This window comes from Rhodovarius crocodyli, from assembly GCF_004005855.1.
GTDB classification, from domain to species: Bacteria; Pseudomonadota; Alphaproteobacteria; order Acetobacterales; family Acetobacteraceae; genus Rhodovarius; species Rhodovarius crocodyli.
The window spans coordinates 673,000-686,067 of sequence record NZ_SACL01000001.1 but is presented as its reverse complement, the minus strand read 5'-3'; the positions used below and the strand labels follow the sequence as shown (position 1 = coordinate 686,067).

The 13,068-nt window shown below is 66.3% G+C and carries 12 protein-coding genes and 1 tRNA gene; 4 read left to right on the top strand and 9 right to left on the bottom strand.

The genetic code is table 11. The features are described from left to right. The first annotated feature begins 41 nt into the window (after positions 1 to 41). Positions 42 to 1,016 (top strand): D-erythronate dehydrogenase, encoded by a 975-nt coding sequence (gene denD, locus EOD42_RS03285; protein WP_127785859.1) that lies wholly within the window; start codon positions 42 to 44, stop codon positions 1,014 to 1,016. 60 nt (positions 1,017 to 1,076) lie between these two features. Here denD and EOD42_RS03280 read toward each other — a convergent pair whose 3' ends face one another. The 9 genes from EOD42_RS03280 to EOD42_RS03240 all read right to left on the bottom strand — a co-directional run bounded on the left by EOD42_RS03280 (position 1,077) and on the right by EOD42_RS03240 (position 8,478). After that, positions 1,077 to 2,150 carry an OmpA family protein gene (locus EOD42_RS03280; RefSeq protein WP_127785857.1) on the bottom strand — a complete coding sequence of 358 codons (1,074 nt, stop codon included), beginning with the start codon at positions 2,148 to 2,150 and terminating at the stop codon, positions 1,077 to 1,079. Positions 2,151 to 2,336: 186 nt separating this feature from the next. Continuing rightward, on the bottom strand, positions 2,337 to 3,434 hold the full coding sequence (locus tag EOD42_RS03275; protein ID WP_127785855.1) for a 5-(carboxyamino)imidazole ribonucleotide synthase: 1,098 nt from the start codon (positions 3,432 to 3,434) through the stop codon (positions 2,337 to 2,339). After that, positions 3,421 to 3,876 carry a 5-(carboxyamino)imidazole ribonucleotide mutase gene (gene purE / locus EOD42_RS03270; protein ID WP_127786564.1) on the bottom strand — a complete coding sequence of 152 codons (456 nt, stop codon included), beginning with the start codon at positions 3,874 to 3,876 and terminating at the stop codon, positions 3,421 to 3,423. Before purE ends, EOD42_RS03275 begins: the two co-directional genes overlap by 14 nt. A gap of 41 nt (positions 3,877 to 3,917) precedes the next feature. Next, positions 3,918 to 4,118, bottom strand: a complete 201-nt coding sequence (locus tag EOD42_RS03265) for a YdcH family protein (RefSeq protein ID WP_127786563.1) — start codon at positions 4,116 to 4,118, stop codon at positions 3,918 to 3,920. Between the two features lie 76 nt (positions 4,119 to 4,194). Then, positions 4,195 to 4,270: transfer RNA gene (locus tag EOD42_RS03260), tRNA-Lys, on the bottom strand. A 112-nt stretch (positions 4,271 to 4,382) separates the two neighbouring features. Then, positions 4,383 to 6,119: an ABC transporter ATP-binding protein gene (locus EOD42_RS03255; protein WP_127785853.1), complete on the bottom strand. Its 1,737-nt coding sequence runs from the start codon at positions 6,117 to 6,119 to the stop codon at positions 4,383 to 4,385. Positions 6,120 to 6,128: 9 nt separating this feature from the next. Further along, positions 6,129 to 7,343, bottom strand: coding sequence for a CCA tRNA nucleotidyltransferase (locus tag EOD42_RS03250; RefSeq protein ID WP_127785851.1), 1,215 nt, complete (start codon positions 7,341 to 7,343; stop codon positions 6,129 to 6,131). Continuing rightward, complete coding sequence (locus tag EOD42_RS03245) at positions 7,340 to 7,906, bottom strand: CoA pyrophosphatase (RefSeq protein ID WP_127785849.1); 567 nt, start codon at positions 7,904 to 7,906, stop codon at positions 7,340 to 7,342. Before EOD42_RS03245 ends, EOD42_RS03250 begins: the two co-directional genes overlap by 4 nt. Next, a complete protein-coding gene (locus EOD42_RS03240; RefSeq protein WP_240654842.1) occupies positions 7,903 to 8,478 on the bottom strand; it encodes a DUF1285 domain-containing protein in 576 nt (191 codons plus the stop codon). Before EOD42_RS03240 ends, EOD42_RS03245 begins: the two co-directional genes overlap by 4 nt. 59 nt (positions 8,479 to 8,537) lie before the next feature. On the opposite strand from EOD42_RS03240, the gene EOD42_RS03235 reads away from it, so the two are divergent. Genes EOD42_RS03235 through EOD42_RS03225 form a run of 3 tightly spaced genes read left to right on the top strand, consistent with a single transcriptional unit; the run spans position 8,538 to position 13,064 of the window. Beyond that, a complete protein-coding gene (locus tag EOD42_RS03235; protein ID WP_127785846.1) occupies positions 8,538 to 9,551 on the top strand; it encodes an AAA family ATPase in 1,014 nt (337 codons plus the stop codon). Then, positions 9,544 to 10,395, top strand: coding sequence for a DUF58 domain-containing protein (locus EOD42_RS03230; RefSeq protein WP_127785844.1), 852 nt, complete (start codon positions 9,544 to 9,546; stop codon positions 10,393 to 10,395). Before EOD42_RS03235 ends, EOD42_RS03230 begins: the two co-directional genes overlap by 8 nt. Further along, the gene (locus EOD42_RS03225; protein ID WP_127785842.1) at positions 10,392 to 13,064 is read left to right on the top strand and encodes a DUF4159 domain-containing protein; all 2,673 of its coding nucleotides are present in this window, start codon (positions 10,392 to 10,394) and stop codon (positions 13,062 to 13,064) included. Before EOD42_RS03230 ends, EOD42_RS03225 begins: the two co-directional genes overlap by 4 nt. Positions 13,065 to 13,068 lie beyond the last annotated feature (4 nt).

The following is a 13,068-nucleotide window of genomic DNA, read 5'->3' as shown; positions in this document are numbered from 1 at the left end:
GCCATGGTGCGCGTGGCGGCAGGAAGCGCAAAGGGGGATCGATGCACATAACCATACTCGGCGGCGGTGGCTTTCTGGGCCGCAAGCTGGCCGCCAGGCTGAGCGAGACAGGAACGCTCGCCGGCGAAACGATTTCCAGCCTGACATTGTTCGACATGGCGCCGCCCCCGGCACCTGAGAAGGCACCGTTTCCAGTTCGCTGCCTGACGGGCGACGTGGCGGACCCGCAGGCCTTGGGCGAGGCAATCCCGCCCGAAACCCGTGTCGTGTTTCAACTCGCTGCTGTCGTGAGCGCCGCGGCAGAGGCTGATTTCGACCTCGGCGTCAGGGTCAACCTTCAGGGAAGCCTGGCGCTCATCGAAGTCGCGCGGCGCTGCGGAGTCCCGCCCCGCATCGTCTTCACCAGCTCTGTGGCCAGCTTCTCAGGTGATCAGAGCACCGTCATGGCAGACGATGCGCGCCAGATGCCGCTGAACAGCTATGGCGCAGAGAAAGCCGCGGCAGAGTTGATGCTGCAGGATGCCTCACGTCGGGGAATGCTGGACGCGGTGAATATCCGGCTGCCGACCGTGATCGTCCGGCCGGGCCGACCGAATAAGGCAGCATCGAGCTTTGTGTCGGCGATCCTGCGGGAGCCGCTGTTGGGGTTGGAAACCAGCCTGCCGGTGGATGAGGCGTTCGCCCTGTGGGTCAGCTCGCCGCGCGTCGTGGTTGGCTGGCTGCTCAAGGCAGCGGAAATGGACACATCCGCCTTGGGAACGGACCGCGGCATCAACCCGCCGGGGCTCACGGTAACGGTGGGTGAGATGCTGGCGGCGCTTTCGCCGGCCGAGCGTGCATTGGTGAAGTCGGAGCCTGATCCGGTCGTCGCCGGGATTGTCGGCGGCTGGCCCGCACGATTCGCGGCTACTCGCGCATTGGCGCTTGGCTTCCAGCCTCAGGTCGGGCTCGCCGAGATCCTGCAGGCCTTTCGTGAGGATGACCTGGCGCAGACCCGCGCGGAACGCGGCCATTAGGCACAAAAAAAGGGGAGGCTTTCGCCTCCCCTCTCGAACTCGTCGAAGAGTTCGTCCCGATTAGCGCAGGACGATCTCAACGCGGCGGTTCTGGGGCTCACGCACGCCGTCGGCGGTCGGGACCAGCGGGCGGCTCTCGCCGAACGCCTGGATGACCATCTCGCTGCGCGGCACGCCACGGCGAGCGAGCTCGGCGGCAACCGCCTCGGCGCGACGCATGGACAGAGCCTGGTTGTACTGCGGCGTACCGGAGCGGTCGGCGTGGCCGGACACTTCGATGCGGGTCGAGGACACCGTGGTGCGGGCCGTCGCGGCCTCGGCGATGATCTGGCGAGCGCGATCGGTCAGATCAGCGCGGTTCCAGTCAAAGAACACGAGGTAGGTGCGAGCAACCTGCTGCACGGGGGCCGGAGCCGGAGCCGGAGCAACCACCGGAGCGGGGCGCGGCGCGTTGAAGGCGTAGCGCAGACCGATCAGGCCGGTGTGGTTGTAGTTCGTGCCCTCGGCGCGAACCGCACGGCCGTTCAGGGTGCCGTTGATCGTGGGCTCAAGCGTGCCCATGAAACGGTACTCGACGGTCAGAGCCAGGCCGGGGACGACGTCGCCCAGGCCGAAGGCGCCACCGACGATGCCCTGGTAGGCGAACTGGCCGTCCGTGTCGTTCAGGCGCAGGGAAGCACCCGGCACAGCGCCGCGCACGTTGCGGTACTGCGACCAGACGTAGCCGACGCCAACGCCCAGGTACGGGCTGAAGGTGCGCGGGGACACGCCGAAGCCGGACAGGTCGAAGTCATACAGCGCGTTCACCATCGCGCCGTACTGGTGCACGCCACCGCCGTTCAGACGCGAGCCACGGAAAGCGTGGTCGACCTGGTTGAAGCGGTAGTTGCCTTCGATCTCAGCGCGGAAGCCGTTGCCGAAGCCCCAGCCGATGCTGCCCACGCCGGCCCAACCCACGCGGGTCTCGGAGCGGTCACGCAGGTTGATGCCCGCGCCACGCAGGTCAAAGTTGCTGTCCTGGCGATAGTTCACGCCGGCGCCGGCACCAACATACAGGCCGGTGATCGGCTGCGCCTGCGCAGCGATCGGCAGCGACAGCACCGTCGCGGCCAGAAGCGCCTTCTTGAGGCTCATGTCATCTCTCCTCGATGCAAACCCAAGCTGATCGCGGTGTCGAGCACCCCACGTAGCAAGGGCCGATCACTGCGTTCGTCAAACATAACGCGGTAGCGCCCATTTGGGCACTACCAAGCAGACCATTTCCACACACTGTGGCTAAAACACCACAGGGGCCGGTCACGCCCCTGTAGCGAACCCTTCTTAGCGCATGGTGCCCATGGCCCACAACTCATTGGCGTGACCAAGTTTTCTGCCCTTTCGGACATCGTTCTTGCCATACCAGTGAGGGACCACATTCGGTGCGGCAACGAAGCCAGACCAGGCCTCCGCGCCTTCCTGGCCCACCAAATTGTGCATCACGACATCGAAATGACGTTCAGTAGCGCCGAGCGGCAATCCGGCTACGGCGCGAATATGCTGATCGAATTGACTGCATACGCAGGCATCCATCGTCCAGTGCCCAGAGTTGTGCGGGCGCGGCGCTATTTCGTTTCCGACAATGCCGCCATCAGGCAGGACGAACATCTCGAGCGCCATCACGCCCACGAAGTCCAGCGCCTGAGCAAGGCGGGCGGCATAGCCCAGACAGACGTCCTTCTGCTCTGCCGAGAGCCGGGAGGGGACAATGGACTGGTGCAGGATGTGATGCTGATGAACGTTCTCGACCGGCTCATACAGCGCCAACTCGCCGCCGACGCCGCGCGCCAGGACAACGGAGACCTCACGCTCGAACGGTACGAAGGCCTCTGCGATCAGCGGATGGGGCGCCAGGGCGTGGAACGCCGCGACGGCGTCCTCCCGGTTTCGCGCCACGGCCTGACCCTTGCCGTCGTAGCCCATGCGGGTGGTCTTCAGCACGAAGGGAAAGCCGAGGCTCTCGCATGCGGCGTCGATATCGACGAGCGACGAGATCTCCAGCCATCTGGCAACCGAAACCGCCGACTTTTCCATCCAGCGCTTCTCGGCGATGCGATCCTGGCAAATCTGGATGGCGCCGACATGCGGGCGGCAGTGCGGCTGTGTCGCCAGAAAATCGAGCGTCGCGCCGGGAATGTTCTCGAACTCGAAGGTGATCACATCTGCCTGGGCGGCGAAGCGCGCCACGGCCTCCAGATCGTCGAAGGCGCCATAGGTCACCTGGGCCGCAACCTGCGCGCCGGGCGAGTCCTGCTCGACGGAATAGATGTGGGTGCGATAGCCCAGCCGCTGTGCCGCCATGGCAGACATGCGGCCGAGCTGGCCCCCGCCCAAAATGCCGATCGTGGAGCCGAGGGGAAGGGCGCCGTTACCGAGGGTCATGGGCCACGCCATCCGTCTGCCGGGTGCGCCAGGCCGCAAGGCGCTCCGCGAGCGCCGGATCGGAGAGCGCCAGAATGGCCGCGGCCAGCAGGGCGGCGTTGATGGCGCCGGCCTTGCCGATGGCCAGCGTGCCGACAGGAATGCCGCCCGGCATCTGCACGATGGAGAGAAGGCTATCCATGCCCTTCAGCGCATGGGATTCGACAGGAACCCCCAGCACCGGCAGCGCCGTCATGCTGGCGGCCATGCCGGGCAGATGTGCCGCGCCGCCCGCGCCGGCGATGACGACCTTGAGCCCGCGCCCCGCCGCCGACTTGGCGTAGCTCACCAGACGATCCGGCGTCCGGTGTGCCGAGACCACCTTGGTTTCGTGCGGGATGTCGAGTTGCTGGAGCACAGCTGCCGCATGCTCCATGGTCTGCCAGTCTGACGTGCTGCCCATGATGATGCCCACCAACGGGGCTGCGGCGCTGGTCTCTGATGTCACGCGGGGATATCCGGCAGTAGCTGGCTCTCAAGCCAGGCGATTTCGTCCTTGAGGCGCAGCTTGCGCTTCTTCAGTCGCTGGACGTGCAACTGGTCCATGGCGCCATCGGCGCTACGGGTGATGACGGTGTCCAGGTCTCGATGTTCGCTGCGAAGCTGATGCAACTGACGTTGCAGACTCTCCCGATCAGCCAACATCATCCTGGCTCCCCTGCGCCACCACGCGGAAAAACCCGCATGGATGACAGTGAACAAGTCATCAAGTGAACGGAAGTGGTGGGCGCTCACGGGCTCGAACCGTGGACCCGCTGATTAAGAGTCAGCTGCTCTACCAACTGAGCTAAGCGCCCGTCCGGGGCGCTTTCTACACTGGGATCAGGGAATGTCCAGCCCTATCACCGTACTGAAATTTTTTTCGTGCGCGTGGCTGCCATGCGGAAATATGAGGCGCCGGCAGCTGTCTTAGCTGGCGAATGTCTGGGCGCGCACGAGGCGGGCATAAACCCCGTCCTGCTCGATCAGGGAGCGGTGTGTCCCGCGTTCGACGATGCGGCCGTCCTCCATCACCAAAATGGTGTCGGCGTTCTGCACCGTGGAAAGCCGATGAGCGATCACCAGGCTGGTGCGGTTATGGCGCAGCCGGCTCAGGGCTTCCTGCACCGCCGCCTCATTGTCGGCATCAAGCGCGCTCGTGGCTTCATCCAGCAGCAAGACGCGCGGGTTGCGCAGCAGGGCGCGGGCCAATGAGATCCGCTGGCGCTGACCACCCGACAGCCGGCTGCCGCCAGATCCGAGGCGGGTGTGATAGCCCTCGGGCAGTGCCGCGATGAAATCATGCGCCTGCGCCGCCCTGGCTGCCTCGATAACCTCGGCCTCCGAGGCATCGGGCCGGCCGCACAGGATGTTGGCGGAGGCGGTATCGTCAAAGATCAGGCTATCCTGACCGACATAGGCGATGGACAGGCGGAGGCTATCGAGCGTCGTCTTCCGCACATCCTGCCCGTCCAGGGTGATCAGCCCTTCAGAGGCATCAAATAGGCGCGGCAGCAGCATCAGCGCCGTGGACTTGCCGGCGCCGGAAGGGCCGACCAGGGCCAGGGTGCTGCCGGGTTCAGCTGCGAAGGAGATGTCCTTCAGGGCCAGCGGTTCCGATTCGGCGTATCGGAAGCTGACATTGCGGAACTCCACGCGGCCGGGCCCTTCGGCCAAAACCGCCGCATCCGGCGCCGAGCTGATCCGGCGGGGCTCATCACACACCGCAAAGACCCGCGAGAGGCCGGCAAGCCCTTCCTGAAGCACGGCATTCATCGCGCCCAGCGAGCGCACGGGCCGCGAGGCGATCAACAGGGCGGCGACGAAGCCCGTGAACTCGCCGATCGTCCCGTAGCCTGCCGCCACGCGCCAACCCACGACGCCCAGCACGGCAGCGACGGTAAGGCCGCCCAATGCTTCCAGTACGGGATCCACCCGCGCGCGGGTGACGGCAATGGCGAACAGCGATTCACGCAACTGGGCAAAAACGCCGAAGGCGCGCTGTTCCTCAACCTTTTCGAGGCCATAGGCCCGCACGACCCGCGCGCCCGCGAAGCTTTCGGTCACCAGTGCGGCCGTCTCGCCGATCCTGTCCTGCATGCCGGAGCTGGCGCGCCTGATGCGCTTGCCCAGATTGACGATGGGCCAGGCGGCGATCGGGTAGAGCAGGGCCGCCATGGCGGCCAGCTGCCAGTCGAGCCAGAGCATGGAGCCGATCAGTCCGATCACGGTGAAGACGTCGCCCAGGCCGTTCAGGGCGCGGGAGAGGGCATCACGAATGACCGTGGCATCGGTGGTGAAGCGGGATGCCTGCCGGGCGGGCGCCCAGCGCCCTACGACATTCAGATCCGCTCGCGTCAGCGCCGAGAACATCCTGCGCTGCAGCGTTTCGATGGCCCGCAGGACCGTGCCATGCAGCACATACTGCTGCAGGTAGAGAAATGCGCCGCGCAGGCTCGTCACGACGATGATGGTCGGGGGCAGAACCCAGATCACAGAGGCATCGCCCGCCGTGAAGCGGTCGAAGGCCTGCTGGATGACGACCGGATACAAGGCCGTGATGCCGGCCAGCCCCAGGGTCGCCAGGATCGCCAGAGCGATCCGGCTCCGGAGGGGAGAGAGAACCTCGCGCCAAAGCCGGCCGAGCAGCGGAAGGGTGCCTTGCATGTCAGCCGCCTAACAGGCGCCGCCCGGCTTGGCGAGTTCCGCAAGGCGCAGCAGGCATGCGTCCCGATCGGCCGCCGCGCCGTCGGACACCCACCAGTCTTTCACGGATTGCAGCTTCCGACCCAATTCCGGGCCGGGTGTATGGCCCAGCGCGATCAGGTCTCGGCCCTGCAGGGGGAAGATAGGTGTCGGGATGTCCCTCAAGGCCTCGCGAATGGAAGCGGAGACGCCGTCCCTCGCCTCACGCAATCGCAGCCAGGCGGCCGCATCGTGTTGCGCGTCACCGCCGGGCCGCCCCGCGGCCAGGAGCAGCAGCCGCATTCCCCGCCGATCAGAGGCCTCCGCCGGGACCGGCAAGGCCTCATTCAGCAGCAAGCGCAGCCGCGCCGCCTCATCCCCCGACATCTTGAGCCGAGTCGCGAGCGTGTTTGCGGCGCCTGCGTCCGGCAGAAGTGATGCCAGCCGCAGCAGCACGTCGTTCGCCGAGGACTGCGCCGCCAGCAGACGGAGAAGGTCGATCCTGAGCGGCGTGGCCTCGGGAAACAGCGCCGTCCAGAGCCCGCAGCCCTGCATCTGGACCAGGGCATCGCAGGGATCAGGGGCTTCCAGCAGCCGCTTCAGCTCCATCCAGATGCGCTCGACCGACAGGATGCGCAGCCCATCCAGATTGGCCGCGATGGCCGAAATGGCCTCGCTGTCCGGTGCGCCGCGGCCGTATCTCGCCCAAAACCGGAAGAACCGGAGTGAGCGGAGGTAATCCTCCCTGATCCGCATCGTGGCGTTCGCAATGAAGCGGACGCATCCGTCCCGGAGGTCCGCCATACCGCCGAAATAGTCGTAGATGTTGCCGTGAACGTCCATGCTCATGGCGTTGATGGTGAAGTCGCGGCGCAGCGCGTCCTCTTGCCAGCTGTCAGTCCAGATGACGTCGGCGTGCCGGCCGTCTGCCTCGACATCTCGCCGCAAGGTGGTCACTTCCAGCGGCAACCCGTTCCTGACCGCGGTAATGGTCCCGTGGGCGAGGCCCGTCTCGAAGACCTTGAAGCCGGATCGACGGAGCATGGAGGCGGCGATCTCAGGCGGGTAAGCTGAGCTCAGATCGATGTCGTTGACCGGGCGCCCGGCCAGATGGTCGCGCACCGCGCCCCCCACGATGCGCGCGCCGGGCAAGGCAGCAAGGGCCTGGCGCACCACCATCAGGTGCGTCGGCGGGGTAAGGCTCAATTCTCCCCCCGCAAGACTGTGGCGAGGTTGACCAGGATCGCGGCGGTTGCGCCCCAGATGAAATGCTTCTCATGCGGCCACACCCAGTATTCCCGCATGCGGCCCGACCACATCCGCGATTCGCGGCGCGGCGAGGCGGGGTCCAGGATCATGCGGAGGGGGACCTCGAAGATATCATCGACTTCGTCCACCTCCGGGGTGGCTTGGAATTCCGGCCTCACAAGACCGACGATCGGCGTGACGAGATACCCGGTGCCTGTCACATGCTCGGGCAGGTGGCCTATCTTCTGCACCAGTTCCGGCGGCAGCCCGATCTCCTCCTGGGCTTCTCGCAGGGCTGCCTCGTCAGGCGTTTCGCCGGGCTCTATCCGGCCGCCGGGGAAAGCGACCTGCCCCGCGTGGCTGGAAAGCGTGGCGGTCCGCAGGGTCAGCAGCACCGTCGGCTCAGGATGCATGACCAGAGGCACAAGGACCGCCGCCGGCTTGAGCGGCGACGCCGGCTCAATGACGGGCGAGGCGGTCCGCTCCAGCAGGCGGCTCAGGGAGGCCGGGTCGAGGATCAAGCAGCATCCCCTGGCAGGTCATCGATCGGAAAGAAAACGCCCTCGCTCCAGACGCCCAGCATCGTCCGCCCGTTGACGTCCTCGGTGCAGGCGAGCGCCACCAATTCATAGAACACGGCGCGGTTGATTTTTGCCTGCAAGCCGGGGCGAACCGTAACATAGGGGCGCGGTTCCCGAGAAATGGGGCAGACATGCACAGTGATCGGATGATCGCTGTCAGCCGTGACCATCTGATCCAGATTGGTCCGGAAGCTCAGGGACTGCTTGCCGTTGTCGATTTTCCAGAACAACTCGACAGCTACGAACGGCGCGTCCTCGACCTTGACAAGACCGCGTTCCACCGGCGTCTCCAGCCAATAGGAACCGTCTTCCTCTCTTTTGAGGACTGAGGCGAAGAGGCAGACCAGCTCTTTCCGCCCAATAGGCGAACCTTTGTAGAACCACGTACCATCGCGCGATATGAACATGTCCAGATCGCCGCAGTTCCATTTGCCGTCTGGGCGAGCCAGCGGCTTCTGGTCCGGCGCCGAGAGGCACCCTCCGCGCATGATGTTGTGAAACAGGTCGGCCACCCTAAAATTCCTACTCAAGCTCGCCCTCTGCGGGCCAATATAGGAAGGACGCCGCCTGGATGGGAGAGCGCACCGACGTGGCTGCAATGGATCAGGCTATGGAAATGGCGTCGCAGGCTGAAGCGATCGCAGATCAGCTCGTTCGGGTCAGGGAGGAGGTCGGTAAGGTCATCCTCGGGCAGGAGGGCGTCATCGAGCAGGTGACGGTCACCATCCTCTCGGGTGGTCACGTGCTGCTGGTCGGCGTGCCGGGCCTCGGGAAGACCAAATTGGTCGAAACGCTAGCCGTCGTGCTCGGCCTTGATGCCCGTCGGGTTCAGTTCACCCCAGATCTGATGCCCGCTGACATTCTCGGCAGCGAGGTGCTGGAGGAAGCGGCCGACGGCAGGCGCAGCTTCCGCTTCATCAAGGGGCCGGTCTTCTGCCAGCTTCTGATGGCCGATGAGATCAACCGTGCCTCGCCCCGCACCCAATCGGCATTGCTGCAGTCGATGCAGGAGGGGCGGGTGGCCATCGGCGGAGAGGTGATGGCGCTGCCACGGCCCTTCCATGTCCTGGCGACCCAGAATCCCATCGAGCAGGAGGGAACCTATCCCCTTCCGGAGGCGCAGCTGGACCGCTTCCTGCTGGAAGTCGAGGTCCGCTACCCTGACGAGGCCGCCGAACGGCAGATGTTGCTGGCGACGACGGGCGCGCAGGAAGCCCAGGCGGTACCGGTGCTGTCCGGCCAGGATCTCATGGCTGCCCAGGCGCTGGTGCGCCGGCTGCCGGTTCCCGATGACGTGGTCACGGCCATTCTGCGCCTGGTGAGAGGCGCCAGGCCGGATAGCGCCGCATCGCGTCGTTTGGCGGACAGCCTGGCCTGGGGCCCCGGGCCCCGTGCTGCTCAGGCACTGATGCTGGCCACCCGGGCGCGTGCCCTGTTTTCCGGTCGCCTGGCGCCCAGCGTCGATGATGTCATCGCGCTGGCTGAGCCGGTGCTCCGGCACCGAATGGCGCTGACCTTCTCGGCGCGCGCCGACGGCGTCACCATCTCCAGCCTGATCGATGAATTGAAGGCGACCATTGGCTGAGCAACTCGCCGCCGCGCAGGCCCTGGCCGCAAGGCTGCCGGCCCTGCTCGTGGAGGCTGAACGCGTAGCCTCCACGGTCATGCAGGGCAGTCACGGACGCCGCCGCAGCGGGGTGGGTGACAGTTTCTGGCAGTATCGCCCCTTTCTGCCCGGCGATCCGATCAACCGGATCGACTGGCGGCGAAGCGCGCGATCGGATCGGGTATCGATCCGCGAAACCGAGTGGGAAGCCGCGCAGACGGTGGTGCTGTGGGTGGATTCCAGTTCCCGGCTTGATTGGCGCAGCAAGGATGCGCCGGTTACGAAACGAATGCGTGCGCAACTGCTTGCCTTGGCCTGCGGGATCATGCTCCTCCGCGCGGGCGAAAGGGTCCGGCTGGCGGGTGGAGAGCATCGCAACTTCCACGGCCGGTCCGCGATCGAGCGGTTGGCGCAGGCCATCCTGGCCTATGACTTCAGCCTGGACGCCGCCGCGGTGCCGCGCAATGCGCGCCTGCTGCTGCTGAGTGACTTCATGTTCGAACTGCCTGAGATCACTTCGATGCTGGCGCCGTTGTCAGGGCTCGCGCCCCGGCCGGTGCTCATGCAGATACTGGATCCTGCCGAGGCCCAACTGCCCTATTCGGGGCGTATCGAGCTGCTGGATGCATCCGGCGAGCATCGGGAGTTGCTGCGTAACGCCCGCACGGCGGCCGCGACCTATGCGTTGCGTTTCCAGGCACATCAGGAAGGTCTTCGCCATCTGGCAACGCAAATGGGCGGAACGCTGGTGACCGGTGGAACGGCGGAATCGGCGTCTCCGTCGTTGCTCGCGGTCTGGCATGCGTTGGCGAGCCAGCGATGAGCTTCGCCTCTCCCTTTCTGCTGCTGGCGCTGCTGGCCCTGCCGGTGCTGTGGTGGCTTCTGCGCGTGCTGCCGCCGCAGCCGCGGCGAGAAACCTTCCCGGCGCTGTTCCTGCTGCGCGCCTTGCCGCTGCAGGAGGAAACGGTAGCCCGGACCCCGTGGTACATCCTGCTGCTGCGATGCCTCGTGGTGATCGGCTTCATCATCGGGCTTGCCAATCCCATCATCGGCCTGCGTGACCTGGAAGCCTCGGATGCCGTGAGGCTGCTGGTGGTGGATGACGGATGGGCCTCCGGTCGCGACTGGTCCGCCCGCCGGGCACGCGCCCTGGCGGATGTGGATGCGGCCGGGCGCGACGGTGCGCGGGTGGCCTTGGCGACCACGGCTTTCCGTGGGCCGGACCTGCCTCCGGTGGTGACCCCGCCCATGCCGGCACCCGAACTGCGGGCGACATTGGAGCAACTTCTGCCCAAGCCCTGGCCGCGGGACCACCGGGCCGCGGCCACAGCGATAAACGCATGGCGCGCCAATCACCGGGCTCCGCTCCGTGTCACCTATCTGGCGGATGGTCTCGCGGATGAGGGGCTCGTTCAAAGCCTGCGCGATCTCGGGCGGCTGGAAGTTCGGGGTGCCTTCACGCAGCCTCGCCGCATTCTTGTGCAGCCCCGGCAGGAAGGGGAGGCGCTGGTCGTCTCGATCGTCCAGACGCCCGGCCCTCTGGCCAGTGATCGCCAGGTCGTCGCCCGTACCGCCGATGGCCGGGCGGTCGGCAGGGTGACCCTGCGATCGGAGGCGGGTTCGGATGCCGCGGGCGCCGTGCTCCAGCTGCCGACCGAAATCCGCAATCAGGTCACCAGTCTCGAGATCGAAGGCGAAGCCTCGGCCGGCAGCGTGTTTCTGCTCGATGAGCGCTTCCGGCGCCGTCCGGTCGGGCTGTTGAGTGGGGCGGTCGCGGGGGCCGAAACCCCTTTGCTGGGTGAATTCTATTATCTGGAACGGGCTCTGCAGCCTTTTGCCGAGATCAGGCGCGGTGGGCTTGAGACCTTGCTCTCGCGGGCGCTTTCGGTGCTCGTGGTCCCGGATCGCGCCATCGCTGCCCCCTCAGACCAGGCGCTGGTCGCTGATTGGGTCAATAGGGGAGGTGTGCTGCTACGCTTCGCGGGCTCGGTGGTGGCGGAACATCCTGACCCCCTGCTGCCGGTGAGACTTCGTAACGAGCGTGCGCTCGGCGGCGGCATGAGCTGGGAGACACCGCAGACCCTCGGCAGATTTCCCGAGGCTTCGCCCTTCGCCGGTCTGGTTCCTCCGCCCGATGTCACTATCCGCCGGCAGGTGCTGGCCGACCCTTCGCCACGGCTGAATGAGCGCACCTGGGCCAGATTGGCCGATGGCACGCCCCTGATCACGGCAGAGCAGCGTGGGGCGGGTTGGATCGTGCTGTTCCATGTGCCGCCGACCGCCGAGTGGTCCAATCTGGTTCTCTCCGGCACGTTTGTGCGGATGTTGCGCCTCATCGTGGCGCAGGCGAACGGCACGGGCTCGGAGGCGACGGCGGATGGCCTGCTGCCGCCCAATCGGCTGCTGGACGGGTTTGGTCAGCTCGGGCGTCCGTCGGCCACCGCCGGGCCCCTGAATGCCGCCAGTCGCGGTACCCCTTCGCCACGCAACCCGCCTGGCTGGTATGGCAACGGCAGCTTGGAGAATGGCGGGCTCGTGGCCTTCAACCTCGGCGACCATGTTCAGCGGCTGGAGCCGCTGCGCTTGCCCGACGGCCTCGTGGCAATGGAAATGAGCGAGGCCACGCAGGGACAGGCACTCGGGCCCTGGTTCCTGTTGGGAGCGATGGCTCTGCTGCTGCTGGATCTTCTGGTGGCGGCCAGGCTGCGCGGTCTGCTGGGGGTGCGGCAGGTGTCGGCAGTGGGCTGCGCGCTGCTGCTGCTCGGCGTGCCTTTGGCTCATGGGCAGGAGGGTGGCTTCGCCAATGCGCCCAGGCTGGCCTATGTCGCGACCGGCGACGCCGCGCTGGACGATACGTTGCGGCGTGGCATGGCCGGGCTCAGCGACTATGTGAACCGGCGAACCTCGGTCAGCCTGGCGGAGCCGCAGGGGGTGGAGCCGGGATCGTCGGATCTGTCACTTTTCCCCCTGTTGTACTGGGCCGTGACGGCCAACACGCCGACACCGAACGCAGCCGCCCGCGCGGCGCTGAATGGCTTCATGCAGAATGGCGGCATTCTACTGCTCGACACGCGGGACGAGGGTGCCGGCGAAGGTCAGGCGCCGGGTGCGCGAGAGGCGCTGCGCCGCGTCACTGCGGGCCTATCCGTGCCGGCCCTGGCGCCTGTGCCGGAGGATCATGTTCTGCGGCGAGCCTTCTATCTGCTGAATGACCTGCCGGGACGCTTCACCGGCGGAACGGTCTGGGCCGCGCGAGACCAGGACCGGGCGAATGACAGTGTCAGCCCCATCATTGTCGGCGGGCATGATTGGGCCGGTGCGTGGGCGGTGGATGACCGGGGGCAGAACCTGCATGCGGCCATTCCGGGCGGCAGCCGGCAGCGGACCTTGGCCTATCGTTTCGGTGTCAACCTGGTCATTTACGCGCTGACGGGCAACTACAAGGGCGATCAGGTGCATATCCCGGCCATTCTAGAGCGTTTGGGGAACTGACGGT